This is a genomic window from Pseudomonas indica NBRC 103045 (assembly GCF_002091635.1).
Classification (GTDB): Bacteria; Pseudomonadota; Gammaproteobacteria; order Pseudomonadales; family Pseudomonadaceae; genus Pseudomonas_M; species Pseudomonas_M indica.
Map to the genome: position 1 here is coordinate 81,751 of NZ_BDAC01000011.1, position 25,996 is coordinate 107,746.

The following is a 25,996-nucleotide window of genomic DNA, read 5'->3' on the forward strand; positions in this document are numbered from 1 at the left end:
CCACCTGCCTGAGCGGCCTTGCAGTGGTGCATGGCTGCGACAAAAACAATAACGGAGACCACAGATGTACGAAGCCTCACGCCAGGCCCTGCCGCCTGTCCGCCTGCTCTGCCTGGCCATCGCCGCCACCGGCGCCGCCCCCTTCGCCAACGCCGCCTTCATCGAAGACAGCAAGGCTACCCTGACCACGACCAACATCTACCTCAACCGCGATTTTCGTGAAGGCACCGGCCAGAACAAGCGCGAAGAATGGGGCCAGGGCTTCCTGCTCGACATCCAGTCCGGCTACACCGAAGGCACCGTCGGCTTCGGTCTCGATGCCCTGGGAATGCTCGGCGTGAAACTGGATTCGGGCGGCGGCCGCACCGGCACCGACCTGCTGCCGGTGCAGGATGACGGCGGCACCCCGGACGAGTTCAGCCGCCTGGGCCTGACCGCTAAGATGAAATTCTCCGAAACCGAGCTGCGCTACGGCTCCCATGTCCCCGAGCTGCCGGTGGTCAAGGCCAGCGACAGCCGCCTGCTGCCACAGGTGTTCGAAGGCGGCCTGCTGACCTCTTCGGAACTGGAAGGCTTCACCTTCACCGGCGGACGCCTGGACAAGGTGATCGACCGCGCCTCGACCAACTCCGAAGACCTGGTGCTGAACAGCAAGAACCGCCGTTTCGCCGGCGGCGTGACGGCCGATCACCTGGACCTGGCCGGCTTCGACTACCAGTTCGCTCCAGGCCTGACCGGCCGTTACTTCTTCGCCGATCTCGACGACGTCTACCGCCAGCACTTCTTCAATCTGCTGACCAGCCACAAGGTCGGCGCCGGCACCCTGAGCAGCGACCTGCGCCTGATGCTCAGCGACGACAGCGGCGCCGCCAACGCCGGCAAGGTCGATAACCGCGCGCTGAACGCCATGGTCACCTACGGCCTCGGCGCCCACAAATTCGGGCTCGGTTTCCAGGACATGAGCGGCGATACCGGCTATGCCTATATCGACGGCAGCGATCCGTACCTGGTCAACTTCGTGCAGATCAACGACTTCGCCAATGCCGACGAACGCTCCTGGCAGGCCCGCTACGACTACAACTTCGCCAGCGTCGGCGTACCCGGATTGACGTTCATGACCCGCTATGTCCGCGGCAGCGACGCCGAGATCGCCGGTTCGGACGATCGCGGCGGCGAATGGGAGCGCGACATCGAGCTGAAGTACGTGGTGCAGGACGGCCCGCTCAAGGACCTCTATGTACGCCTGCGCAATGCCAGCTTCCGTTCCGACTTCGCCCGCGACGCGGACGAGAACCGCATCATCGTCGGCTACAGCCTGCCGATCTGGTAACCACAACCACAATAAGAGTGCGAGGAATCAACTGATGAAAACCGCCTTTACCCGTGTCGCCCTCGCGGCGTCCTGCCTGATGTTCGCCGGCCAACTGCTCGCGGCCGAACCCAAGCGCCCCGAATGCATCGCCCCGGCCAAGCCGGGCGGCGGCTTCGACCTCACCTGCAAGCTGGCCCAGAGCGGCCTGAAGGACAGCGGCCTGCTCAAGGCTCCGATGCGCGTCACCTACATGCCCGGCGGTGTCGGTGCCGTGGCCTATAACGCCGTGGTCGCCCAGCGAGCCAAGGAGCCGGGTACCATCACCGCCTTCTCCAGTGGTTCCCTGCTGAACCTGGCGCAAGGCAAGTTCGGCCGTTACGACGAAAATGCCGTGCGCTGGCTGGCCGGTATCGGTACCGACTACGGCGCCATCTCCGTCCGCGCCGATTCGCCCTACAAGACCCTCAAGGACCTGGTCGAAGCGGTGAAGAAAGACCCGGGCAGCGTCGTCTTCGGCGCCGGTGCCACCATCGGCGGCCAGGACTGGATGCAGACCGCGCTGATCGCCCGCGCCGCCGGCATCGACGTACAGAAGCTGCGCTATGTCGCCTTCGAAGGCGGCGGCGAAACCCTCACCGCCATGCTCGGCGGCCACGTGCAGGTCACCAGCAGCGGCCTCGGCGAAGTCACCCCGCAACTGGCCGCCGGCAAGATCCGTATCCTCGCCGTGCTCTCCGAAGAGCGCCTGCCGGGCAAGCTGTCCGACCTGCCGACCGCCAAGGAGCAGGGCTACGACATCACCTGGCCGGTGATCCGCGGCTTCTACATGGGCCCGGAAGTCAGCGACGAAGACTTCAACTGGTGGAAGCAGCAGTTCGACACCCTGCTGGCCAGCGAGGACTTCGCCAAGCTGCGCGAACAGCGCGACCTGTTCCCGCTGTCCATGACCGGCGACGAGCTGACCGCCTTCGTCAAGAAGCAGGTGCAGGACTACAAGGCCCTCGCCGGCGAGTTCGGTCTGGTCCAGTAAGCATGCGCCCTCCCGTCCGGGAGGGCATTCGGCGGCCCGGATCGCTCCGGGCCGGGTGAGGGAGCCGGGAGCGACGCTCCGCAGGCTCCGCCCACCCCCGGCCCCTGTCGCAGGGGTGAATCACCACTGAGGTACCCGTTATGTACGTACGCCTGTTCGCCGGGATCTGGCTGCTTCTCTGCGCCGCTCTCGCCGTGGTCGCCTGGGGTTTCCAGGCGCCCTTCGCCTATGACCCGGTCGGCCCTCGCGCCTACCCGCTCCTGCTGCTCTCCCTGATGGGCGCCGGAGCCCTGTGGCTGCTGGTCAAGCCCCATGGCGAGCCGACCCCGCCGATCAACTGGACACTGGTGCGCAAGATCGCCCTGTGCATCGCCACGCTGCTGGCCTATGCCCTGCTCTTCGAGCCGTTGGGGTTCATCGTCAGCACCGCGCTGGCCGGCTTCGTGCTCGGCGTGCTGTTCACCGGACGGCCGCTGGCCTGCGCCATCAGCGGTGTGCTGATGGGCATCCTGCTCTATGGCCTGTTCGATTACCTGCTGGACATTCCGCTGCCGCGCGGCGTGTTGCTGTTCCTGGAGGGCTGAAATGGAAACCTTGAACTTCCTCGCCCAGGGCTTCGATGTCGCCCTGCGCCCCGTCAACCTGCTGGTCGCCCTGTTCGGCGCCTTCGTCGGCACCGTGGTCGGCCTGCTGCCCGGGCTCGGCCCGATCAACGGCGTGGCGATCCTGCTGCCGCTGGCCTTCGCCCTCGGTCTGCCGCCGGAGACCGCACTGATTCTGCTCGCCGCCGTCTACCTCGGCTGCGAATACGGCGGACGCATCTCCGCCATCCTGCTCAACGTGCCGGGCGACGCCGCGGCCATCATGACCACCCTCGACGGCTACCCGCTGGCCCGCCAGGGCAAGGGCGGCATCGCCCTGTCGTTGTCGGCGGTCAGCTCCTTCATCGGCAGCACCGTCGCCACCTGCGGCGTGGTGCTGTTCGCCCCCCTGCTGGCGCAATGGGCGGTAGCCTTCGGCCCGGCGGAGTATTTCGTGCTGATGGTCTTCGCCATTGCCTGCCTGGGCGGCATGGTCGGCGACAAACCGGTCAAGACGCTGATGTCCGCGCTGATCGGCCTGGGCCTCGCCACCGTGGGGGTGGACGCCACCACCGGCGTCTACCGTTTCACCTTCGACAGCGTCAGCCTGTCCGACGGCATCCAGTTCGTCATCGTGGTGATCGGCCTGTTCAGCGTCAGCGAAATCCTCCTGATGCTGGAAAACACCCATCATGGCCAGCAGGCGGTGAAGGCCAGCGGGCGCATGCTGTTCAACTTCAAGGAATTCTGCCTGACCATCTGGACCACCCTACGCAGCGCCGTGGCCGGCTTTGTCATCGGCACCCTGCCGGGCGCCGGCGCGACCATCGCCAGCGCTGTGACCTACATGAGCGAGAAGCGCATGGCCGGTAGCTCGGGTCGTTTCGGCGAAGGCGACCTGCGCGGCGTGGCAGCCCCGGAAGCGGCCAACAACGCCTCGGCCTGCGGCTCGCTGATCCCCATGCTGACCCTCGGCGTACCGGGCTCGGGCACCACCGCGGTGATGATCGGCGCCCTCACCCTGTACAACATCACCCCCGGCCCGTTGCTCTTCGAACAGCAGCCTGATGTGGTCTGGGGTCTGATCGCCTCGCTGTTCATCGGCAACGTCATCCTGCTGGTGATGAACATCCCGCTGGTCGGCCTGTTTGCCCGCATGCTGTCCGTGCCGAACTGGATCCTGGTGCCGGCCATTACCGTGGTCAGCCTGGTCGGCGTCTACGCCGTGCACAGCACCACCTTCGACCTGGTGCTGATGATCGGCCTCGGCGTGTTCGGCTACCTGCTGCGCAAGCTGGACTTCCCGCTCTCCTCGCTGATCCTCGGCTTCGTCCTCGGCGAGATGATGGAAGACAACCTGCGCCGCGCCCTGTCGATCTCCAACGGCGAACTGTCGATCCTCTGGACCAGCCCAATCACCCTCGCCCTCTGGGCGCTGGTGGTACTCATGCTGGCCCTACCGGGCATCCGCTGGCTGCGCGCACGCCAGAAGAAGGCCAAGCTGGCCCATGCCTGATCCACGTCGCCTGCCACACTGGCTGGCCACACCGCTGGTCGGTGCGGCCGGCGGTTACCTGGCCAGCCTCGCCGGCTGGCCGCTGCCCTGGATGGTCGGCTCGCTGCTGGCGGTGATCCTGGTCCGCTGCGGCGGCTGGCTGATCACCGAGGTTCCCCATGGTCGCCAGGCCGGTCAGTGGCTGGTGGCCAGCGGCATCGGCCTGCACTTCACCGCCGAGGTGATGGAGCAGGTGGTCGCCCATTTCGGCGCCATCCTCGCCGGCGCCATCGGCACCCTCCTCCTCAGCCTGATCGGTATCGCGGTGCTGCGGCGCGCCGGCGTGGACCGCGCCACCGCGTTCTTCGCCAGCATGCCGGGCGGCGCCAGCGAGATGGTCAACCTGGCCCTGCGCCACGATGCCCAGCCGGCACGCGTCGCCGCCGCCCATAGCCTGCGCCTGCTGCTGGTGGTGCTGATCGTCCCGGCCGTGTTCACCTGGACCCTGCCCCCCGTGGAAGCGCCAGCCCCGGCGTCGACGGACTGGGCCTGGCTCGCCGTGCTGCTACCCGCCGGCGGACTGCTCGCCCTGCTGTGGAAGAAACTGGGCCAGCCCAACCCCTGGATGCTCGGCCCCTTGGTGGCCTGCGCCTTCGCCAGCGCGACCTTCGACCTGCATGTGGGCCTTCCCCACGGAGCCGGTCCGCTCGGCCAGTGGTTGATCGGCTGCTCGCTGGGCTGCCATTTCGACCGCCCGTTCTTCCGCAGCGCGCCCGGCTTCCTGCTGCGCATCCTGCTGTTCACCCTGCTCGCCATGCTCACCGCCGCCCTGCTGGCGGAAGGGCTCGGCTGGCTGACCACGCTGAACCAGACGTCGCTGATGCTCGGCATGATGCCCGGCGGCATCACCGAACTCTGCCTGACCGCCGAAGCCCTGCAGCTTTCGGTGGCGCTGGTCACCGCCTTGCAGGTGCTCCGATTGTTCCTGGTCATGTTCCTTGCCGAGCCGGTCTTCCGGCTCTGGCGGAAAGCCCACGCTTGACCCGCTTCGGCGGGTTCTTTTTTGTCCGCTCCCCGCCTCGCTGTCCCTGCGTCATTGCACAGCCATCCACCCGCACCGCCTGAACTGCTTGCGCTGCCGTCAGTCACAAAAAATACGGCGGTATCGCCGATATCCGCGCCGTACTTGTGTCGCCGGCAAGGAGCCAGCCGCTCTACGACGGGCCCGGACGGGCCCACACAAGCATGCGGACTCAACGCTGGAAAATGCACAGGAGAATGTCATGAGCCGAACCATCAACGCTTTCTTCGCGGGCTTTTTCGCCCTACTGCTCAGCGCTGCCGCCTCTCTCGCTTACGCCAACGAAGCGACGGATTTCGTCGATGAGGCTTCCGCCAAGGGTGTCGCCGAAATCGAAACGGCCAAGATGGCGCTGGAAAAAGGCACTGCGGCGGATGTGAAGGAATTCGCCCAGATGATGATCGACGACCACACCGCCGCGAACCAGAAACTCCAGGCCCTGGCCCAGGGTAAAAAATGGGAGGTGGCCAGCGAGGCCGACCTGATGAGCAAGGCCAAGGCCATGATCCTCAAGCTGCGCGATGGCGAATCCTTCGACCAGGCCTACGCCAACAACCAGGTCGTTGCCCACGAACAGACCATCGAGCTGTTCCGCAAGCAGGCTCAGGAAGGCCAGGATTCCGACCTCAAGGCGTTCGCCAACGAGACCCTGCCCAAGCTCGAGCAGCACCTGCAACATGCCAAGGAGCTGGCCGCCGCGCACGGCGGCGATGCGGCCAAAAAGGAGTGAGGCAGGCAGCCCGGCGCCGCGTTACGGCGCCGGGCCGTTTCAGGCAACCTCAGGCAAACGCCAGTCGATCGGCTCCAGCCCGTTTTGCGCGAGAAAGGCATTGGTCCGGCTGAAATGGCCGTTGCCGAGGAAGCCGCGATGAGCGGACAGCGGCGACGGATGCGCCGAGCGCAGGACCAGATGCTTGGTGGGATCGATCAGCCGCTGCTTGCTCTGCGCATGGGAGCCCCAGAGCAGAAACACCAGCTTCGGCCGCTGTTCGCTGACCACCTGGATCACCCGGTCGGTGAAGTGCTGCCAACCCTTGTCGGCATGCGAGCCGGCATTGCCCCGCTCCACCGTCAGCGAGGTGTTGAGCAACAACACACCCTGCTCCGCCCAATGCTGCAGATAGCCATGGCGCGGCGGGTCGATGTTCAGGTCGCGCTTGAGTTCCTTGTAGATGTTCTGCAACGACGGCGGCGCCGGCACGCCCGGTTGCACCGAGAAACACAGGCCATGCGCCTGGCCGGGTCCGTGATAGGGGTCCTGGCCGATGATCACCACCTTCACCCGGTCCAGCGGCGTCGAATTGAGTGCGTTGAAGATCAGCGGCCCCGGTGGATAGATTTCCTTGCCCGCCGCCTTCTCGCGGCGCAGGAACTCGCCGAGTTCCTTCATGTAGGGCTTCTCGAATTCATCGAGCAGCACAGCCTTCCAGCTGGGCTCGAGCTTGATGCGGTCTTCTTGGGCAGTCATGGCGGGTCCGTCGGAAACTGACCGCGGCACCGTAGAAAAGCCCACCCGCCTTGTCAATCGAGCAATTCCCAATACGTCCCATGCCGGCCGTCCCCTCCTCGTATTTTTTTGACGGTGGCAACTTGACGCACCCACAAGCAGGGCTAGTTTTCATTGCATGAATGGATGCAGTACTGGGTAAACAGGGATTCCCACCACCCAGCTTCCAAAGGCCGATCCCCACTGCACCGTCGGGCAAACCTGCCCCGGACGTCGTGCACCCGATCGGCGCGTACCCCGGCCCCGCCAGGCAAACGGCCGGCACGGCCCCAAGGACTTGAAAGGAAGGACGGACCCTATGCTCGGCACAGCTCCGGTCACCCCCGAAATCCCCCTCCTCTCGCCTCGACTCCGGCTGCAGGACAAGCCGGCGATACCCACCCCGCCAACAAGGAAGCACCTTATGCGCATTCGCCACACCCTATACCGGGGCCTCCGGCTGTTGCCCCTGCCCTTGCTGCTGAGCGTCGCGGCCCCAGGCTTCGCCGCCGAAAAATCGCCGGTATCCAGCGGTTGCCAGGCATTGAGCGACTGGTTCCCGACCACGCCCTTCCCGGACGGCAACGCCTTTCCGCAGAGCGGAACGCTGAACAACTGCGCGTTCCATCAGTGGGCGTACCAGATGTTCCTCTGGCTCGGCGAACCGTCCTCCAGCGACGCGGACGCCCCGCTGAACTTCGAGACCCTCGCCGCCCCGGACAAGGTGCTGCGCCCCGGCGGCCCGGACAAGCCCTACCCCGGCCGCGCCGCTGGCGAGCAGCCGCGCATCATGGTACGCCTGGCCAAGTCGAAGCAGACCGTCGACGCCAACGACATCTTCCAGGCCGGGCCCGGCGCCCAGGTGCTGGTGGACCAGGCCGGCAACGTCGTTTACTACACCGGGCTGCTGAACCAGGACTTCTGGAATTTCGTCACTGCCAACAAGCTCTACGACCTGAGCGCCCTGACCAGCATCTCGCCGACCCAGGATTTCCCGGTCAACACCCTGGAGCTGAAGCTGTCCTGGCGCGTCGCGGCGATCCTCGACGACCAGGACCAGCCACAGAAGGTATTCATCCCCAACGCCAGCACGCTGTTCCATACCGAGAAGCAGACGGTACCGGTGGTGGAGGTGATCAACGGCAAAGTCACCGACAACACCGGCAAGACGATGCGCGCCGAACTGGCGCTGATCGGCATGCACGTGGTGGGCGTGGTCAAGAACCACCCGGAGTTCATCTGGGCCACCTTCGAGCACAAGGCCAACGCACCGGATTGCAGCGCCGTCCCCACCGGTAGCACCTCGCCGGTCGCCGGGCTGCCCTGGTCGCTGTACACCCCCAACAGCCCGGTGACGGTGCAGAACCAGTTCGATGTGAACAACCCGCTGGCGGTGATCAGCAGTTGCCGCCTGGCGCCCTATGGCGGCGGCAACCAGCAGAACACCGACAACATCCAGAGCCTCAACGCCAGCGTCGCGCCTCACCTCAGCGGCAGCGTCTGGGCCAACTACGAGCTGGTGGGCGCCCAATGGACCGGCGGCAACGACGCGATCCCCGGCCCCAACGGTGCGCCACTGAGCATCCAGATCGGCTCCCTCGACCTGGCCAACACCACCATGGAGACCTTCACCCAGGACACCAACTGCTTCGGCTGCCACAACGGCGGCGTGCACACGGTGACCGTGGGCAACTCCGGCCAGATCGTCCCGGCCAAGCACCTCAACCTGTCGCACTTCATCGTCAACTACCAGGCCTGGCTGCAAGCCATGCAGGCCAAGCAGAACAAACAGTGAGGAGCCGAACATGAGCACCAGCAACTTCCGCATCCACCCGACCATCGGCTTCGCCCGCGTCGGCAACAGCAGCGAGTACTACCTGGAACCGAACACCCAGGCGGCCCTGCCCATCCCCGGCGACACCACGGGCAACGCCACCGGCGGCCTGCCGGTCAAGGCCGGTACCGAGAACGACACCATCACCTCCAGCGATCTGCGCGACGCCAGCGGCGCACTCAAGCGCCAGGCCGCCCGCTTCAAGATCTACGCCTACCCGGCCCAGGCCAGCGAGACCTACCCGATGGGCGTGGAAGGCACGGAAATCCGCATCGGTACCCAGATCGACGGCAAGACCGTGAGCAACATCGTCTGGACCGTGCACTTGGCCAACAAGAAATCCAACTGGTACATCATTCCGGAAGACCTGGGCATCGATAACTATAAGAACGGCGAGACCCCGGCCCTGCGCAACGACGTCGCCCCCTTCTCGTCGGACATCAACGACCCGACCCGCCTGCGCCAACTGATCATCGACCCCGGGCCGCGCACCGTGCAGGGCGCCAGCGCCGCGCCGGTGGCCTTCGACCAGACCACCCCTTCCAGCAGTTGGGTGGACGGCAAGGGCGTGGTGCAGTGGCCGAACTATCCGAAGTCCTTCCCCGGCGACTTCTTCCCGAACATGGATTGCCCGAACGGGCCCATCGACACCCTCGGCGAACTGCAGACCGACCAGTACGGCCGCCTGATCGTCACCGGGGGCTATGGCCGCGCCTGCGGCATGATCGACCCGAACACCAACAAACCCTATGAGCTGAACAGCGACATCGACAACGACGGCTGGTTCGACGACGGCAGCGACGGCCCGGTCTACGCCGTGCTGCAATTCAGCGATGGCAGCACCCAGGAGGTGCAGGGGCATGCCTGGGTCACCGCCACCGACCCGGCCTATGCACCGCAAACCCTCAACACCGTGTCCCTGTGGGATGACATCTACGACATCTGGGTGCGTCACCTGGCCCTGCAACCGTCGCTGTTCGCCAATGGCAAGTTCCAAACCAGCTACCAGCCCTCGTTCAGCGACGAGCTGTTCCCCATCTTCCGCGCCGCCGCGATGCAGATGTGGAACACCAACCTGAGCATCACCGGCACGACCGCCCATGGCGCCGTGGACGAGATCCAGCCGGATACCGACCCTGCCACCACCCTGCTCGGCGGCCTCGGCTTCATCCGCGATCCGAACGATGCCTCGCAACTGCAGAACAGCCGGATGATGCCGCTGTCCCTGGGCGACGCCGGTCAATCCTTCCTCACCCTGCGCAAGACCCAGTATTTCTTCCTGCAGCAGTGGGACCAAAAGCAATACAGCCAGACCGGCACCGTCACCCTCAACGCCGGCGAGTACCTGGACAAGACCATGCTGGTGAACTGCCTGGGCGGGCGCTTCAGCCCCGGCATCGACCTCACCTTCATCGTCCGTGATCCGGCGCTCTACGTGCAGAACTGGCAGACCTCCGGTACCGGCCCGTTCCGCATCCAGCCCAAGCCGCTGGACTACAGCCAGGCGGTCGCCGGCCAGGCGTTCCTCACTGCCGGCTACACGCCGAACATCCAGAACAACCCGCTGGGCGACCAGCAGCCCATCGACACCAACCCCGGCAGCCCCGGCCTGGAACCCGGTGATGCGTCCAAATTCATGGCGTTGCCCTGGCACACCGACTACAACTCCTGCGCCACCCACCAGCCGGACCCGCTGCCTCAGTTCAACAACACCCTCTACTGGTCCTGGCCGGCGCAGCGCCCGGTGGCGGTGTACGTGGCGAAGGACCTGAGCGGCAGCACCAGTCAATTGCCTGCACAGCGCTTCTCGGTGCGAGGCGAGGGGACCGCCACCAACCCGTTCGACCCCGCCCAGGTCGGCCGCTACCAGCAGCGCATCGACATGGTGGACAACTGGCACAAGATCGGCGTGGTGATCCAGGGCAATGCCATCGACGCCAGCGACGGCGGGCCGTTCAGCGCCAAGTACTACCTCGAGGTGCAGAGCCAGTTGGATAACGGCGGCGACCCGGTGGTGCCCTGGCCGAACACGGTATCGCCCTCCACCAACGAAAAGACCGATGGCAAGTCCTGAAACCCACGCCCGGCCCATGCCGGACAGCACCTGCCGGGTCGCCATCGTCGGCGGCGGCCCGGCGGGGTGCGCCGCCGCCCTGGCCCTGTTGCAACGGGGCCTGGACGGCGTGGTGCTGATCGAGGCCGGCGACTATGGCCGGCCGCGTGTCGGCGAAAGCCTGCCGCCGGACACCCGCGAGCTGCTGATGCGTCTCGGGCTATGGGAAGCCTTCCGGCAACAAGGCCATGATCCGTGCTTGGGCAGTTGCTCCGCCTGGGGCGACGACCAGATCGGCTACAACGACTTCATCAGCAACCCGCACGGCAGTGGCTGGCATCTGGATCGCCAGCGCTTCGAGCGTTGGCTCGCCGACGAAGCCGTCGCCCGCGGTGCCCGCCTGCTCGGCGGAACCCGCCTGAATGCCTTGGAACCTACCGCCCAGGGCTATCGCCTGCACCTGCGCGGCCAGGCTCCGCACACCTTGCACGCCGACTACCTGATCGATGCCAGCGGCGGCCACGCACGCGCCGCACGCCTGCTCGGCGCACGCTTCCAGGAGCTGGACCAATTGATCTGCCTCTACGGCTTCTTCACCCGCCCGGCCACCGCCGCCGCCAACCACCTGACCTTGCTCGAAGCGACCGAGTACGGCTGGTGGTACCGCGCCAGCCTGCCCGACGGCCAGCTCTGCATCGCCCTCGCCTGCGACCAGCCGGGCCTGCGCGAACTGGGTGCGAACGACTGGCGCCGCTGGCTCAACCTGCTGGCCGATACCCGGCATGCCGCGGCGAACCTGGAAGGCCATGGCTTCGACCCTTCCCGCATGCTCGCCAGCCCCGCGCCTTCCTGCCGGCTGGACCGGATCACCGGCCACCGCTGGCTCGCCGTGGGCGATGCCGCCAGCCGCTTCGACCCACTGCTGGCCCGGGGCATCCACAAAGCGCTGGAAGACGGCCTCGCCGCCGCCGACGTCATCGCCGGCTGGCTGGCCAACGACGATGAACCGGCGCAGCACTACGAAGAGCAGATCCAGCAGCGCTACCAGGAATTCCGCGACATGCGCCGCTACCTCTACGCCCAGGAACGCCGCTGGCCCGAATCGCCCTTCTGGCAGGCCCGGCATGGCCTGGCCTGAGTCATCGACGGAATTGTCATGGGTACTGCGTAGGGGCGAATTCATACGCCCGACACGATACCCGACAGCCCCACACGGACTGCCCCCTCTCCCTGTTGGGGAGAGGGTTGGTGTGAGGGGACGGAGTTTAGCCGGACGGATTTCCGTCTAGATTTTTCGAGCGCCCGTAGGAGCCAGCTCTGCTGGCGAAGCTTTTTTGCGCGGCCCCAATCGCGAGCGACACTCGCTCCCAAAACTGATAACCCCCCATCACCTCCCTGGATGCAGATTGCCGAAGCCTTGGACACGTCCAAGACTGGAATCCGGCCCGCCAAGGAGACCCACCGATGAACGCCCCCGCCGCCCTCACCCGCGAACGCCTCGAAGAAGCCCTGGAACACTCCCCTTTCGCCCAACTGGTCGGCTTCCAGCTCACCGACTTCGGCCCCGGCCGGGTCGCCATGGAAGTCCTGCCGCGCCGCGAACTCACCCAGCACCACGGCTTCGTGCACGGCGCGGTGGTCGGCTTCATGATCGATAGCGCCTGCGCCTGGGCCGCCGCCTCGCTGGTGGGCGATGTGGTCACGTCGGAATACAAGGTCAACCTGCTGGCCCCCGCCATCGGCGACAAGCTCATCTGCCGCAGCGAAGTGATCAAGGCCGGGCAGCGTCAGGCGGTCAGCCGCGCCGACGTGTTCGCCGTGCGCGACGGCCAGGAGAAAATCATTGCCACCGGCCTGGCCACCATCGCCAGGGTCTGAACCGAAGGCTACGCCGCTCGACGGCCACGCAGCAGGGCCTTGAGCCAACCGTGCCCGCTCACCAGCAGGATGCCGAGCAGGACGAACACGGCGCCCATCAGGAAGCCTCGCTCAATCGCCTCGTCGAGCAGCCAGGCGCCCAGCACCACGCCGAACAGAGGGGTCAGGAAGGAAAACACGCCCAGCCGGGACGCCAGGTAGTGTCGTAGCAACCAGAACCAGGCGAGGAAACTGACGAAGGACACCACCACCGCCTGGAACGCCAGGCTGCTCCAGGCCAGCGGCGTGGGATCGAAGCCCCATTGCCCGAGCGCGACGGCGGCGGGGGTCAGCAACAGGAAGGCCGCCGCCAGTTGATAGAACAACGTCAGGGCCGCCGGCGTGCCTGCCAGGCGTGAGCAGCGGATCACTACCGTGGTCGCGCCCCAGGCGACCCCGCCCAGCAGGCCGAGCAGATCACCGAAAAAGACGTCGCCGGAAAAGCCACCACCATGATCGCCGCCGAAGAACGCCAAGGCGATCCCGGCGAATGCCAACAGGATGCCCATCCACTGCAACGGCACCAGCCGCTCGGATGGCAGCCGCCATTGCAGGCCGAGCGCCGCGAAGATCGGCGCGGTATAGAGAAACACCACCATGTGCGAAGCACTGGTGTAGCGCAGCCCTTCGCCCACCAGCAGGTATTCCAGGGCGAACAGGAAGCCCACCAGCAAGCCGGGGCGCCAGGTGCCGGCCAGCGACAGCCGCTCGCGCCGGACCAGCATCAGCAACCCCACCAGCGCCGCCGCCACACCCGAGCGCAGCGCGATCTGCAACAGTGGAGCGATATCCGGGGCAGCCGCCTTGATCGCCACCTGCTGGAGTCCCCAGACCAGGCACAACACGACCATCAACCCCGCCGCCCGACCATCGAGCGCCTTGCGCATCTCCATCACCCGCTCCTCGCTTCAGTGGAGCGCGCATTATGGGCGTGACGGCTTTACTCGATATAGCGAAAAACGGACAGTCACAGCCGCAGCCCGCCATACCTCCATGTTCCGCCGGCTGATGGGCGTGACGCCCGATGAGTTTCGCCGTGGCATGGCATGAGCTGGCTGCACAGCTAACGCAGACAAAGCCAATTCATTCGGCCCGAACCTGCCTAACCCCTCAATCATCCCGCGTCAGCACTTCCAACAACTCGATCTCGAAAACCAGGTTGGAATGCGGCTTGATATGCGCGCCGATCTGGCGTTCGCCATAGGCCAGGTGAGCGGGGACGAAGAGTTTGCGCTTGCCGCCGACCTTCATACCCATCATCCCCTGGTCCCAGCCCTTGATCACGCGGCCGGTGCCGATCACGCACTGGAACGGCTTGGCGCGGTCGTAGGAGGAATCGAACACGGTGCCATCCTCCAAAGTACCCCGGTACTGGGTAGTGATCAGGGCGCCCTTCACCACGGCCTTGCCGTCGCCCACACGGATATCTTCGATCTGCAATTCGTCGCCCATGTTCGCTCCTGTTCGTTCATGCGCCCCTTGGGCACGGGCGGCGTTTTTCGCAGGATTCGCCGCGCCTGGCAAGCCGGCCATCACCAGCCCGGCACGCCGCGCATGTCGGGGAGGCGGTGGGCAATGCCCTTGTGGCAGTCGATGCAGGTGGCCTCGCCGTTGGCCAGGGCGGTGGAGTGGAACTGCGCGGCGCGTGGGCTCTGGCGGGTGAAGTCCATGTAGTCGAAGGCGTGGCAGTTGCGGCACTCGAGAGAGTCGTTGGCCTTCAGCCGTGCCCATTCGTGCTCGGCCAGCTCGCGGCGCATGGCGAGGAATTTATCGCGGGTGCTGATGGTGCCGAAGATCTTGCCCCACACCTCCTTGGAGGCCTGCATCTTGCGCGCGATCTTGTCGGTCCACTTGTGCGGCACGTGGCAATCGGGGCAGGTGGCGCGCACCCCGGAGCGGTTGCTGTAGTGGATGGTGTCCTTGATCTCCACGTACACGTTGGAACTCATCTCATGGCAGGAGATACAGAACGCCTCGGTGTTGGTGGCCTCCAGCGCGGTGTTGAAGCCGCCCCAGAAGAAGATCCCGGCGATGAACCCGCCCAGGGTCAGGGTGCCCAGGCTGTAGTGCACGCTGGGCCGGCGCAACACCACCCAGTAACGCTTGAGGAAGGCGATGAGGGCTTTCATCCGATCCCCCTCAGCGCTGTTGGTTGCTGCCCGGCGGCAGCTCGTGCTGCAACAGCACGTCGATGTTCTTGAAGCCGTTCTCCACCAGCGGCTTCACGTCCTGCTGCGGCACGTGGCACTGGGTGCAGAAGTAGCGGCGCGGCGCCACCGCCGCCAGGGTCTGGCCCTCGCGGTCGGTGTAGTGGGTGATGCTGATCATCGGCGCCTGGGCCTGCACGCTGGCGGCGCGGCTGTGGCAGGCCAGGCATTTGTTGCCGTTGATATCCACCTGGTAGCCGCGGATGGCGTGGGGGATGGTCGGCGGCTGCTCCGGGTAATTGCGCTCGCGGCGGATGTCCTTGTTCTCCTCGTCATGCAGCGGCGGTGGAGTGAATTCCTGGGTGAGGGTCCCGCCGGGACGACGGCCGGACGGCGCCGGCGCATCGAGGGGATAGTCGGGGGCGGCAGCCACCGGCTTGCCGACCGGTTGCGGATCGGCGGCGATGGCCAGGCCCAAGGTGGCGAACAGCAGGACAGGCAGGTAATGGAGCTTCACGGCGTGTCTCCTCAGGCAAGGCTGACCACTTCGATCTTCACCGCGCACTTCTTGTAATCGGTCTGCTTGGAGATCGGGTCGGTGGCGTCGAGGGTGACCTTGTTGATCAGCTTGTTGGCGTCGAAGAACGGCACGAACACCAGCCCTTGCGGCGGCTTGTTACGGCCGCGGGTCTCTATCCGTGCCTGCATCTCGCCGCGCCTGCTGATCACCTTCACCACGCTGCCGCGTCGGGCGTTGAGCTTGCGCGCGTCCTCCGGGTGCATGTAGACCAGCGCATCGGGCACCGCACGGAAGAGTTCGTCGACCCGCTGGGTCATGCTGCCGGTATGCCAGTGCTCCAGCACGCGGCCGGTGCTGAGCCAAAACGGATATTCCTCGTCCGGCACCTCGGCGGGCACTTCGTAGGGCAAGGCGAAGATGATCGCCTTCTTGTCCGGCTGGCCGTAGAACTGCACGCCGCTGCCCTTGGCCACGTAGGGGTCGTAGCCCTCGCGGTAGCGCCAGCGCGTTTCCTTGCCTTCCACCACCGGCCAGCGCAGCCCGCGCTCCTGGTGGTAGACGTCGAAGTCCGCCAGGTCGTGCCCGTGGCCCCGGCCAAAGGCGGCGTATTCCTCGAACAGGCCCTTCTGGATGTAGAAGCCGAACGCCTCAGCCTCGTGGTTGCGGTAGTCCTTGGCGATCTCGGTCTTCGGAAAACGGTCCACCTGGCCGTTGGCGAACAGCACCTGGTACAGCGTCTGGCCCTTGTACTCCGGCGCCTTGGCCAGCAACTCCGCCGGCCAGACCTCGTCGGTGGTGAAGCGCTTGGAGAATTCCACCAGTTGCCAGAGGTCCGAGCGCGCCTCGCCGGGAGCGTCCACCAACTGGTGCCAGAACTGCGTGCGCCGCTCGGCGTTACCATAGGCGCCCTCCTTCTCCACCCACATGGCGCTGGGCAGGATCAGGTCGGCGGCCTGGGCCGAGACCGTCGGGTACACGTCGGAGACGATGATGAAGTTCTCCGGGTTGCGCCAGCCGGGCAGGATCTCCTGCATGATGTTCGGCCCGGCCTGCATGTTGTTGCAGACCTGCGTCCAATACACCCGCAGAGCACCATCCTTGAGTTGGCGGCTCTGCTCCACCGCATGGAAGCCGGGTTTCTCCTGGATGGTCCCGGCCGGCAGCTTCCAGATTTTCTCGGCGGTCGCGCGGTGCTTGGCGTTGGCCACCAGCATGTCGGCCGGCAGGCGGTGGGAGAAGGTACCCACCTCCCGCGCCGTGCCGCAGGCCGAGGGCTGGCCGGTGAGCGAGAAGGGGCTGTTGCCCGGCTCGCTGATTTTGCCGGTGAGCAGGTGCAGGTTGTAGATCAGGTTGTTGGCCCACACGCCCCGGGTGTGCTGGTTGAAGCCCATGGTCCAGAACGACATGACCTTCACCTTCGGGTCCGCATACAGTTCGGCCAGCGCTTTCAGCCGCTCGGCCGGCACGCCGGTTTCCCTGGCCGCGTGCTCCAGCGTGTAGGGCTTGAGGAATTCCACGTACTGGTCGAAATCGATGTCGCTCCAGGTGTTGGCCACCGCAGCGTTTTCCGCCTTCAGCTCGAGCGGATCGGTGGGACGCAGGCCGTAGCCGATGTTCTGCGCCCCCTTGGCGAAACGGGTGTATTTCTGCACGAAATCGCGGTTCACCGCGCCGCTCTGCACGATGTGGTTGGCGATGTAGTTGAGGATCACCAGGTCCGTCTGCGGCTTGAACACCATGGGGATGTCGGCGAGGTCGAAGCTGCGGTGCTCGAAGGTGGACATCACCGCCACCTTGACGTGGGGCGCGCCCAGGCGCCGGTCGGTGACCCGCGTCCACAGCACCGGGTGCATCTCCGCCATGTTCGAGCCCCAGAGCACAAAGGCATCCGCCGCCTCGATGTCGTCGTAGCAGCCCATGGGCTCGTCCATGCCAAAGGTACGCATGAAGCCGAACGCCGCCGAGGCCATGCAATGCCGGGCGTTGGGATCGATATTGTTGGAGCGGAAACCGGCCTTCATCAGCTTGTTCGCCGCATAGCCTTCCCAGATGGTCCATTGCCCCGAGCCGAACATGCCGATGGCCTGGGGTCCGCCCTGGGCCAGGGCGGCCTTGTACTTCTCCGCCATGATGTCGAAGGCCTGATCCCAGCTCACCGGCTGGAACTCGCCCTGCTTGTCGTAGCGGCCGTCCTTCATCCGCAGCAGCGGCTGGGTCAGGCGGTCCACGCCGTACATGATCTTCGACAGGAAGTAGCCCTTGACGCAGTTGATGCCACGGTTGACCTCCGCCTTCATGTCGCCATGGGTCGCCACCACCCGGTTGTCCCGCGTCGCCACCATCACCCCGCAGCCGGTGCCGCAGAACCGGCAGGGTGCCTTGTCCCACTTGAGGTTGGTGGCGTCCGCCTCGGTGACCAGGTTGCTGGCGCTGGTAACCAGGGGAATGCCGGCCACGCTCGCCGCGATGGCGGCGGCATTGGCCTTGGCGAACTGGCGTCGGGTCAGGCTCATCGGGCTTCTCCTTCTGGGTCGAGGAGTTCGTGATAGACCAGCACGGCATTGAGTACGCCGGGCAGGTTCTGGATCTGGTCGAGCCGTTCGAGAATGCGGCTCTCGTGTTCCGCCTCCAGCACCACCACCAGCTTGCCGGCCGGGCTCTCCTGGTGCAGTTCCAGATCGGGCAACAGGCACAGATTGTCCTTCAGCGCGGCGAGCGCCTCGGGACGGCAGTGAACCAGCAGGCTGGCGATATGCAGGACGTCATCCATGAGGATTTTCCTGGCGGTACGGGGCTTTTGGCGAGGGCGATCAACCCGGCCCGGGCGGGCCGAAGATCAGCATCTGGAAAATCCACACGACGAACCCGTAGGCCGCCACCAGCACGACGCTGAGGATCGGGAACAGGAACACGATGAGGAAAATGAAGAGACGGGTTTCCGCTTGCTTGCTGTCGGGTGCAGGACGGCCTTGGGGGGTCGAATGCATGGTCGAGGCTCGCGCAGGTCCTTTCGGGAAAGCATAGTTGCCCTTCGTGGTACGCAAGTACTTCCTTCCACCAGTTGGACGAACGGTCAGGTTCTGCTCCTTCGCCAGCTACTCTTACGCTCCGATACGGGATTCATTGCGCCAGGTCATGGAGCCCGTTTCGCTCGCCGTCTAGAGTTGCCGCCAATGGATATTCTCAACCTCATCTTCCTGCTCCTGCTCGCCGTCGCCATCAGCCGCATCGTGGCGAACGTCTTCCCCGTACCGCTGCCGATCCTGCAGATTCTCATGGGCTGCGCCATCGCCCTGCCGCCGTTCGGCATGCAGGTGGAATTGCACCCGGAACTCTTCATGCTGCTGTTCATTCCGCCGCTGCTGTTCTACGACGGCTGGCGGATACCCAAGCGCGAGTTCCGCGACCACGGCGGGCAGATCGCCGCCATGTCGCTGCTGCTGGTACTGATCACGGTGGTGGTGGCCGGCTACGTCATCCATTGGCTGCTGCCGTCGATTCCGTTGGCCGCCAGCTTCGCCCTCGCCGCCATCCTCTCGCCCACCGACGCGCTGGCGGTGATCGCCATCGCCCAGGGCCGGCTGCCGCGCCACATGAGCCACCAGCTCGAAGGCGAAGCGATGATGAACGACGCCACCGGCCTGGTGTCGTTCAAGTTCGCCGTCGCCGCCGCGGTGACCGGCAGCTTCTCGCTTTCCTCGGTGGCCGGCGGCTTTCTCCTGGTCGCCGTCGGCGGCCTAGCCATCGGCGCCGGGCTGAGCTGGGCGGTCGGCAAGCTCAAGCAGTGGATGACGTCGCACAAGCTCTACGACCCGTCGAGCTACGTGGTCACCATGCTGCTATTACCCTTCGCCGCCTTCTTCCTCGCCGAGCACGCCGGCATGTCCGGCATCCTCTCGGCAGTGGCCGCCGGCATGGTGCAGAGCCGGGTGGACATGCTGCCGGTGAAGACCAGCACGCGCATCATCAACCGCAGCATCTGGGAAATGCTCGACTTCAGCTTCAACGGCCTGGTGTTCCTGCTCCTCGGCCTGCAATTCCCGCGCATCATCGAGCGCGTCTGGGAGAACGCCAGCGGCGAGAATTACAACCTGCCCCTGCTGATGCTCTATGCCGTGCTGATCATGGCGCTGCTGCTGGTGATCCGCTATGCCTTCGTCTACGCCTACCACCACTGGGAGGCACTGGTCGCCCGCCTGCGCGGCAAGCCCCACGAACCACAGCCGGTGGCCCTGCTCTCCGCGCTCAGCTCGGTGGCCGGCGTGCGTGGCGCCATCACCCTGGCGGGCGTGCTCTCGGTGCCGCTGATGATCGGCGATGCCCCCTTCCCCGGCCGCGACCCGATGATCTTCATTGCCGCCGCGGTGATCATCCTCTCCCTGGCCATCGGCAGCTTCGGCGTGCCCTACTTCCTCCGGTTCCTGCCGATGAACGACCTGGAAGAGCACGAACAGGAACTGCGCAAGGCCCGGCGCGCCGCGGCGCAGGCGGCGATCCGCTGGCTGGAAGGCTGGAAACAGTCGCACCCCAGCGGCGACGCCGACGCGGCGCTACGGGTCAACGAGGTCACCACCGGCGTGATCGAGGCCTACCGCCACAACCTCGAAGTACTGATGGATCGCCACGACATGGCCAACCAGGCCCGCCGCACCAAGGCCCTGGAGACGGAAATCCGCATCAAGGCGATCCAGGCCGAACGCAAGGAGCTGTACCGCCTGCGCAAGCGCCATGTCATCGACGACCAGATGCTGCAGGAGCTGATCCGCGAGCTGGACTATGCCGAGGCGGCGCTGATGGGGTGATGACTCAGCGACTGCGCTGCGCCAATACCTGCGTCGCCCCTTGTGGCTTGGAATAGAACCAGAGCACCCGGCTCACGCCACGGGTGATCGCCACATAGGCCAGGCGCAGCGCCTCGTCGGCCATGGCCTGGTCGTAGCTGTTGCGGAAGAACCCGGAGTGCGCGTAGAGCGCGTTGCGCAGCGGGTGTTTTTCCGGTGGCATGCACTCATCGACGATGATCGCCACCTCGGCCTGCAGGCCCTTGGCGCGGTGGATGGTGTAGCCCTTCACCGGCAGCGTCTTGTCCAGTTGTGCCTGGATCTGCTGCAACGGCTCGTTGCGCCGGCTCAGCACCAGCACCGCCGTGCGCTCGGTCGAACCCTTGGCGGCGACGTGCCCGCACTGTGTCTTGATCTCCGCCAGCAGCTCCGGCAGCCGTGCCTTGAGATCGAAGCGCGGCACCAGCTTCACACCGTGATCGCCCGGCTGCATCGCCTTGAACGCCTTGCTCGTCTTGGCCTGCTTGAACGTCACGCCGTCCAGCACCGCCTCGGCATCGCGGATTACCGGTTCGATGGAGCGGTAGTTGGTTTCCAGCAGCAGCACCGCGCTCTTGCGCTTGCCCTTCGACGGGAAGTGGCGATCGAAGTCCATGAACAGCTCCGGCGAGCTGCCGCGCCAGCCATAGATCGATTGCCAGTCGTCGCCGATGGCCATCAGACTGACCTTCTCCTTCTCGCGGACGAGCCGGCGGTGGACCGCCTGCAACCAGAGGACGATCTGCGGGGAAATGTCCTGGAACTCGTCGATCAGCAGATGGCTGAGCGGCCGCAGGGCCTCGGCCGGAACACGGCCGCCGTCGTCGGCCAGGGAATCGGTGAGCCGTTGGAAAGCGCCGTTGAAGGTCGTCAGGCCCTGCTCCGTCAGTCGCGTTTCGAAGCGCTGCCAGAACAGCGCCAGTGCCTCGACGAAACACCGCTCCCGCGGCGAACAGGACAGCGTTCGGGCGTCGATCCGCCCGGGACGCAGACCGATGCTTTCCATGAACCCCGCCTGCACGTAGAAGGCCTCGAACAACGGCAGTGCGGCGAACTCGCCGGCCAGGGCGAAGCCATCCAGCGGCGCCCTGGGCTTGCCCTTGGTCTCCTCCGGGGGAGGCGGCAGGTCCAGCAGACGGTGCACCCGCTCGCGGAAGGCCGGTTCCTTGGCATAGGTGTCCTGGTAGACCTGCTTCAACAGGCGCTGCTGGGCCGGACGCAGGCGACCGGATAGCAACGGGTTGTCCAGCTCGCCTTCCGCAGCAGGCTCGTCCAGTTGCTCGAACCAGGCCGGATTGCCCAGCACCTCCTTGGCCAACGTGCCCATGGCCGAATGGAAGGTACGCACGCATTTGCGCGCCTGCGCGGCGTCGAACGAGAAGCCCCAGAAGCCGAGCACCTTCAGCAACTGCTCGCGCAGTTGAGTGCAGGAGGCATTGGTGAAGGAAATCACCGTCAACCGCCCCGGATCGATGCCCAGGTGGCAGAGCATGAACACCACCCGCAACACCAGAGTGGTCGACTTCCCCGACCCCGCCCCGGCGAAAATCCGCGTGAGCGGCGCGCGGCCCAGGATCATCGCCCACTGCTCGTCCGATGGCGCACTCACGATCCCCGCCCGCACCGCCTCGGCGACCCGCTCGCGCATCGCCTGCACCTGCGCCGCTTCCACCGGCATCAGCGTCGCCGGGTAGATGCCGGTACTCGCCGGCTTGGGCTTGGCGTCGGTGGTTTTCCTTGCGCGGGGCTTGGCGCTCCTGGCTCCGGCTTTCTTGCTGCGCGAACGCGGCTTCGCCTGCGCAGCCGCCGCCTCGCGCTCGGCCCGCAGATAGGCCGTGGTGCGCGGGAAATAACGGGCCAGCATCCCAGACAGGAGCGCCTTGTAGCGCTCGACAGCAGATGGCATTCGGCTATCTCACAATAGGGCTAAGGCGCGGAATGATAAGGGGTTTTTGTCGGGTGGTGCGGGATGGGTGGGGCGTTTGGTTCGTCTGGTAGGTGGTTGGTCGGCAAGTCTTGGTCAGACCGAGACTCCGCCCCCTCACAACTAGGCGTCCCCCCCAGCCCTCTCCCCAGAGGGGCGAGGGGACGGTATGTGCGAGTTCGATACTTATGTGCAACGGTCGCCACCACCGAAGGTAATGGCAAACGAATAGATTCGCCCATGCTAGAGAGTGACGGTCACGCACGAACTACCCCCTCGCCCCTCTGGGGAGAGGGTTGGGGTGAGGGGGCGGACTCAAGCCGAACGAAATTCGTCAAGTCACGGCACAGCCCCTCACCCCCGCCCACCCACCACAACCACCAGATCGATCCACATGACCAGCACGATCACGCTCGAAACCAAGTAAGCCAGGAATCGATGGAAGGAGTTGTTATAGGTAATGTGGATCGCCGAGTGAACGATCCGCGACACCACGAACGCCCAGCCCAGCGCCAGGAGCAAGGGGCTGTCGATGCCCAGGGCGATCGCCATCACCCCGGCGATGTAAAACAGCATCGGCACTTCAAAGAGGTTGGAGAAATTCCGCCCCAGTTTCTGCACATGCTCCGGTGGCGGCGAACCGCAGAACAGCCGGTAATAGCGGGGGTCGACCTGCCTCCGCTTGACGCTCAGCACCCGCGAAATCCCCAGGCTCAAGCCCACCCCGAACTTCAACAGCACCAGGGCGAACATCGGGTAGATCATTTCCATTGGCCATGTTCCTTGTTGTTGTCGTTGCGGCGCCAGATCCGGCAGCAGACCTGGGCCAGCCGAAGACGCTACTGTCTTGCCCGATGGCTGTCCACAATGGAATCCATGCAGGAAAGCGAGTGTTGAGAGCGGAAGGCGACAGGCCGCCTCAGTCGCGCAGGCCAAGGCCGGCCAGGGTGGTGCGGTAGCGTTGCCAGAGATCGGCGCTGCGCGGCCAGACCTCATCCAGGCATTCATCCAAAGCGATATGGGCGTCCACCCGGCAGCGGTCGTCCAGCCCGCAGCGCTGATAGAACGCATTGACCAGCTCCACCATCGCCTGCCGCTGGTTCTCCATCAGCACTGCGCCATGGGCCAGCACCACATTGCGCCCGTCGCCCGGCCGGCGCCGCCAGCGCTGCGCCGTGCCGACCAGCTTGCGCCCGCGCAGATTGACGTTGTAGCGGCCGTCGCAGAACGCCCCCTCCACCTCGCCCAGCCCCGGCTCCAGGCCGGCCGCACGCAGCCAGTCGCAGAGCGGATCGCACAGGCGCAGGTAGGCGGTCTCCAGGCGGGTCAGTTCGCTTTCCTCGCGCGGCACCGCATAAGCCAGCGCCACGTTCAGCACCGCCGGCGACTGCGGCACCGGCTCGCCGCCGGTATCGCGCAACGCCACCGGCCAGCCGAGTGCCTGGCAATGCGCCTGCGCCGCCTCGAAGCCGGCCAACCGGCTGAGCCGCCTCGGCATCACCAGGGCCTGCTCCTGCGGCTGCCAGAACAACAGCCCGCAGTCCTGCTCGCCACTGTGGATACGGTCCAGCAGGGCACGCTCGGCATCGAGCCCGGCTTCCACGGGATGGCGCTGGATGAACGTCATGGGCAGGCTCCTGGCAGGAAAAGCGCATGATCATACAAGACCGCTCCGCTGTCGCCGTCCAGACTGAATGCCCACCATCAGGAGCCGATGAACATGACCGATTACCGTCCCATCAACCTCGCCGCGAAACTCGGCCTCATCCACGACCACTGGTCACCCCGGGTCGTTGCGGAAATGAACGACTACCAGTTCAAGCTGGTGAAGATCCAGGGCGACTTCATCTGGCACAGCCACGCCGATACCGACGAAACCTTCATCGTGCTGGACGGCCAACTGCGCATCGACTTCCGCGACGGCGCGGTGCACCTGTCGGCGGGCGAACTCTTCATCGTGCCCAAAGGCGTGGAGCACAAACCCTACGCCGAGAGCGAAGTGCAATTGATGCTGATCGAGCCGCGCGGCGTACTCAACACGGGCGAGGAAGGCGGCGAGCGCACGGCGCAGAACGACGTGTGGATTTGAGGGACCGAATCGCGCCGACTGGACAGCCCGGCGCCACCGGCTAGGCTTGCCCCGCCAACAAGAACCAGAAGGAGCCGCCCATGCGTTCACCACAACAGGAAGCCCCACAGCCGCTGACCCACCTCGTCCAGCAGATCGCCGAGTACGGCACGATCCGCGAGCATTTCCACCAGCTCTGCGCGACCTTCAGCGAGTACTGCGCCCACGTCGACATTCCCGGCCTCGCCGGGGAACGCGACGCCAACCGCGACGAGTACCGCATCCGCGTGCTTGACCGCGTAGTGAAGCTGGTGCTCTCCCCCCGTGCCCTGGACAGTGCGCTCTGCGGCCACGTCCAGACCATCGAATGCGTACCCGGCGCCGAGCGCCTGGTGGGCTCGTTCATCCTCGGCACCACCGGCGATCTGACCGACGAGCACGGTGCCGTCCAGTTCACTGTCGGAACGCACTCCAGAGCCGCCCAGCTCACCTTTTTCGGCAACTTCATCTACTCATTCCTGGGCCGTTCCAAACCGATCGCCAAGGGCGAGTGACAGCCTCGAATAGCAAAAGGCTTACACGCGCTGACGGCAATCGACCATTTTCTCTCAGCCAGCCGGCACGTAAGCTTTCCCACATCCTCTGATGCACAGGACGCGCACTCAGGATCAAGGATGATCGACCATGGCCTGGATGGCTCCCGACAGGACGTTGGAATGGTCAGGTAAAAAACCCGCCTCGGCGGGTTTTTTGTTGCCTGCGAAAAAGCGCCCGGCCGATCAACCTGCCAGCACTTGCATCGAAGACACGCGACAGAGGACAGTTGCACGCTTCGGCAGTCATCCGCCCGATCGACGGACAGCCTGAGTCACGACCGGCCCTGCGGATGTCCAATGCCCTGTCCGTCCTGTCATCCCAAGGAGTCCGCATGACCGACCTGTCCGCCTTCCCCATCACCCGCAAATGGCCCGCCAGCCAGCCGGACCGCCTGCAGCTCTACTCCCTGCCCACGCCCAACGGGGTCAAGGTCTCCATCATGCTGGAAGAAACCGGCCTGCCCTACGAGCCGCACCTGGTCAGCTTCGACACCAACGACCAGATGTCCCCGGAGTTCCTCTCCCTCAATCCGAACAACAAGATCCCCGCCATCATCGACCCCAACGGCCCGGATGGCCGCCCGCTGCCGCTGTTCGAGTCCGGCGCGATCCTGATCTACCTCGCCGACAAGACCAGCCAGCTCATCCCGCAGGACGCCGCTGGCCGCTACCAGACCATCCAGTGGCTGATGTTCCAGATGGGTGGCATCGGCCCGATGTTCGGCCAGGTCGGCTTCTTCCACAAATTCGCCGGCCGCGAATACGAAGACAAACGCCCGCTGCAACGCTACATCGACGAAGCCAAGCGCCTGCTCAACGTGCTCGACCGACACCTGGAAGGCCGCGCCTGGATCATGGGCGACACCTACACCATCGCCGACATCGCCACCTTCCCCTGGATACGCAACCTGATCGGCTTCTATGAAGCCGGCGAACTGGTGGAAATCGAGCGCTTCGGCAACGTCACCCGTGTGCTGGACGCCTTCCTCGCCCGCCCGGCAGTGGTGCGGGGGTTGGGGATTCCGAAGCGGGGGTGATTCTCCCCTGCGCTTCGATACCCGCACATCCCGCCCTCTCCCGTATATACGGGAGAGGGCCGCAGCCTCGGCCAGGCATGCATACCGGAACGCCC

The 25,996-nt window shown here is 65.6% G+C and carries 25 protein-coding genes; 14 read left to right on the top strand and 11 right to left on the bottom strand.

Annotated features, from left to right (window positions below; all coding sequences use genetic code 11):
* Positions 1-64: 64 nt before the first annotated feature.
* From PIN01S_RS14485 to PIN01S_RS14510, 6 genes are all read left to right on the top strand, one after another.
* Complete coding sequence (locus PIN01S_RS14485; RefSeq protein ID WP_084336392.1) at positions 65-1,330, top strand: OprD family porin; 1,266 nt, start codon at positions 65-67, stop codon at positions 1,328-1,330.
* A 34-nt stretch (positions 1,331-1,364) separates the two neighbouring features.
* Positions 1,365-2,342: a Bug family tripartite tricarboxylate transporter substrate binding protein gene (locus tag PIN01S_RS14490; protein WP_084336393.1), complete on the top strand. Its 978-nt coding sequence runs from the start codon at positions 1,365-1,367 to the stop codon at positions 2,340-2,342.
* A 140-nt stretch (positions 2,343-2,482) separates the two neighbouring features.
* Complete coding sequence (locus tag PIN01S_RS14495) at positions 2,483-2,926, top strand: tripartite tricarboxylate transporter TctB family protein (RefSeq protein WP_084336394.1); 444 nt, start codon at positions 2,483-2,485, stop codon at positions 2,924-2,926.
* Position 2,927: 1 nt separating this feature from the next.
* The gene (locus PIN01S_RS14500) at positions 2,928-4,439 is read left to right on the top strand and encodes a tripartite tricarboxylate transporter permease (RefSeq protein WP_084336395.1); all 1,512 of its coding nucleotides are present in this window, start codon (positions 2,928-2,930) and stop codon (positions 4,437-4,439) included.
* The gene (locus PIN01S_RS14505; RefSeq protein WP_084336396.1) at positions 4,432-5,460 is read left to right on the top strand and encodes an AbrB family transcriptional regulator; all 1,029 of its coding nucleotides are present in this window, start codon (positions 4,432-4,434) and stop codon (positions 5,458-5,460) included. Before PIN01S_RS14500 ends, PIN01S_RS14505 begins: the two co-directional genes overlap by 8 nt.
* A gap of 241 nt (positions 5,461-5,701) precedes the next feature.
* Positions 5,702-6,229 (top strand): DUF4142 domain-containing protein, encoded by a 528-nt coding sequence (locus tag PIN01S_RS14510; RefSeq protein ID WP_084336397.1) that lies wholly within the window; start codon positions 5,702-5,704, stop codon positions 6,227-6,229.
* A 39-nt stretch (positions 6,230-6,268) separates the two neighbouring features.
* Here PIN01S_RS14510 and ung read toward each other — a convergent pair whose 3' ends face one another.
* Positions 6,269-6,967, bottom strand: coding sequence for a uracil-DNA glycosylase (ung, locus tag PIN01S_RS14515; protein ID WP_084336398.1), 699 nt, complete (start codon positions 6,965-6,967; stop codon positions 6,269-6,271).
* 442 nt (positions 6,968-7,409) lie between these two features.
* On the opposite strand from ung, the gene PIN01S_RS14520 reads away from it, so the two are divergent.
* The 4 genes from PIN01S_RS14520 (at position 7,410) to PIN01S_RS14535 (ending at position 12,750) form a co-directional block, all read left to right on the top strand.
* Positions 7,410-8,780 carry a hypothetical protein gene (locus tag PIN01S_RS14520; protein ID WP_084336399.1) on the top strand — a complete coding sequence of 457 codons (1,371 nt, stop codon included), beginning with the start codon at positions 7,410-7,412 and terminating at the stop codon, positions 8,778-8,780.
* 10 nt (positions 8,781-8,790) lie between these two features.
* Positions 8,791-10,893 (top strand): LodA/GoxA family CTQ-dependent oxidase, encoded by a 2,103-nt coding sequence (locus PIN01S_RS14525; protein ID WP_084336400.1) that lies wholly within the window; start codon positions 8,791-8,793, stop codon positions 10,891-10,893.
* Complete coding sequence (locus PIN01S_RS14530; protein WP_084336401.1) at positions 10,880-12,010, top strand: tryptophan 7-halogenase; 1,131 nt, start codon at positions 10,880-10,882, stop codon at positions 12,008-12,010. The genes PIN01S_RS14525 and PIN01S_RS14530 overlap by 14 nt, the downstream gene beginning before the upstream one ends.
* A gap of 326 nt (positions 12,011-12,336) precedes the next feature.
* Positions 12,337-12,750 (top strand): PaaI family thioesterase, encoded by a 414-nt coding sequence (locus PIN01S_RS14535; protein ID WP_084336402.1) that lies wholly within the window; start codon positions 12,337-12,339, stop codon positions 12,748-12,750.
* A gap of 8 nt (positions 12,751-12,758) precedes the next feature.
* Here PIN01S_RS14535 and PIN01S_RS14540 read toward each other — a convergent pair whose 3' ends face one another.
* The 7 genes from PIN01S_RS14540 to PIN01S_RS14570 form a co-directional block, all read right to left on the bottom strand.
* Complete coding sequence (locus tag PIN01S_RS14540) at positions 12,759-13,682, bottom strand: DMT family transporter (protein ID WP_084336403.1); 924 nt, start codon at positions 13,680-13,682, stop codon at positions 12,759-12,761.
* A gap of 217 nt (positions 13,683-13,899) precedes the next feature.
* A complete protein-coding gene (locus tag PIN01S_RS14545) occupies positions 13,900-14,241 on the bottom strand; it encodes an FKBP-type peptidyl-prolyl cis-trans isomerase (RefSeq protein ID WP_084336404.1) in 342 nt (113 codons plus the stop codon).
* Positions 14,242-14,321: 80 nt separating this feature from the next.
* Entirely contained in the window at positions 14,322-14,918 is a 597-nt protein-coding gene (locus PIN01S_RS14550) for a cytochrome c3 family protein (protein WP_084336405.1), read from the bottom strand.
* A 10-nt stretch (positions 14,919-14,928) separates the two neighbouring features.
* Positions 14,929-15,453 (bottom strand): nitrate reductase cytochrome c-type subunit, encoded by a 525-nt coding sequence (locus PIN01S_RS14555; RefSeq protein ID WP_084336406.1) that lies wholly within the window; start codon positions 15,451-15,453, stop codon positions 14,929-14,931.
* Between the two features lie 11 nt (positions 15,454-15,464).
* Entirely contained in the window at positions 15,465-17,969 is a 2,505-nt protein-coding gene (napA, locus tag PIN01S_RS14560; protein ID WP_084336407.1) for a nitrate reductase catalytic subunit NapA, read from the bottom strand.
* Positions 17,966-18,226: a chaperone NapD gene (locus PIN01S_RS14565; RefSeq protein WP_084336408.1), complete on the bottom strand. Its 261-nt coding sequence runs from the start codon at positions 18,224-18,226 to the stop codon at positions 17,966-17,968. Before PIN01S_RS14565 ends, napA begins: the two co-directional genes overlap by 4 nt.
* Before the next feature lie 40 nt (positions 18,227-18,266).
* The gene (locus PIN01S_RS14570) at positions 18,267-18,443 is read right to left on the bottom strand and encodes a periplasmic nitrate reductase, NapE protein (RefSeq protein ID WP_084336409.1); all 177 of its coding nucleotides are present in this window, start codon (positions 18,441-18,443) and stop codon (positions 18,267-18,269) included.
* Positions 18,444-18,629: 186 nt separating this feature from the next.
* On the opposite strand from PIN01S_RS14570, the gene PIN01S_RS14575 reads away from it, so the two are divergent.
* Positions 18,630-20,258 (top strand): Na+/H+ antiporter, encoded by a 1,629-nt coding sequence (locus PIN01S_RS14575; protein ID WP_084336410.1) that lies wholly within the window; start codon positions 18,630-18,632, stop codon positions 20,256-20,258.
* Between the two features lie 4 nt (positions 20,259-20,262).
* On the opposite strand, the gene PIN01S_RS14580 is transcribed toward PIN01S_RS14575, so the two are convergent.
* From PIN01S_RS14580 to PIN01S_RS14590, 3 genes are all read right to left on the bottom strand, one after another.
* Positions 20,263-22,182 carry a DEAD/DEAH box helicase gene (locus PIN01S_RS14580; RefSeq protein ID WP_084336411.1) on the bottom strand — a complete coding sequence of 640 codons (1,920 nt, stop codon included), beginning with the start codon at positions 22,180-22,182 and terminating at the stop codon, positions 20,263-20,265.
* A gap of 372 nt (positions 22,183-22,554) precedes the next feature.
* Positions 22,555-22,971, bottom strand: a complete 417-nt coding sequence (locus PIN01S_RS14585; protein WP_084336412.1) for an MAPEG family protein — start codon at positions 22,969-22,971, stop codon at positions 22,555-22,557.
* 148 nt (positions 22,972-23,119) lie between these two features.
* On the bottom strand, positions 23,120-23,827 hold the full coding sequence (locus tag PIN01S_RS14590) for a lipoate--protein ligase family protein (RefSeq protein ID WP_084336413.1): 708 nt from the start codon (positions 23,825-23,827) through the stop codon (positions 23,120-23,122).
* A 93-nt stretch (positions 23,828-23,920) separates the two neighbouring features.
* Here PIN01S_RS14590 and PIN01S_RS14595 point away from each other — a divergent pair, with 93 nt between their 5' ends.
* From PIN01S_RS14595 to PIN01S_RS14605, 3 genes are all read left to right on the top strand, one after another.
* Complete coding sequence (locus PIN01S_RS14595; protein WP_425287685.1) at positions 23,921-24,289, top strand: cupin domain-containing protein; 369 nt, start codon at positions 23,921-23,923, stop codon at positions 24,287-24,289.
* Between the two features lie 80 nt (positions 24,290-24,369).
* Positions 24,370-24,822 (top strand): hypothetical protein, encoded by a 453-nt coding sequence (locus PIN01S_RS14600; RefSeq protein ID WP_084336415.1) that lies wholly within the window; start codon positions 24,370-24,372, stop codon positions 24,820-24,822.
* A gap of 374 nt (positions 24,823-25,196) precedes the next feature.
* Positions 25,197-25,901: a glutathione S-transferase N-terminal domain-containing protein gene (locus tag PIN01S_RS14605; RefSeq protein WP_084336416.1), complete on the top strand. Its 705-nt coding sequence runs from the start codon at positions 25,197-25,199 to the stop codon at positions 25,899-25,901.
* Positions 25,902-25,996 lie beyond the last annotated feature (95 nt).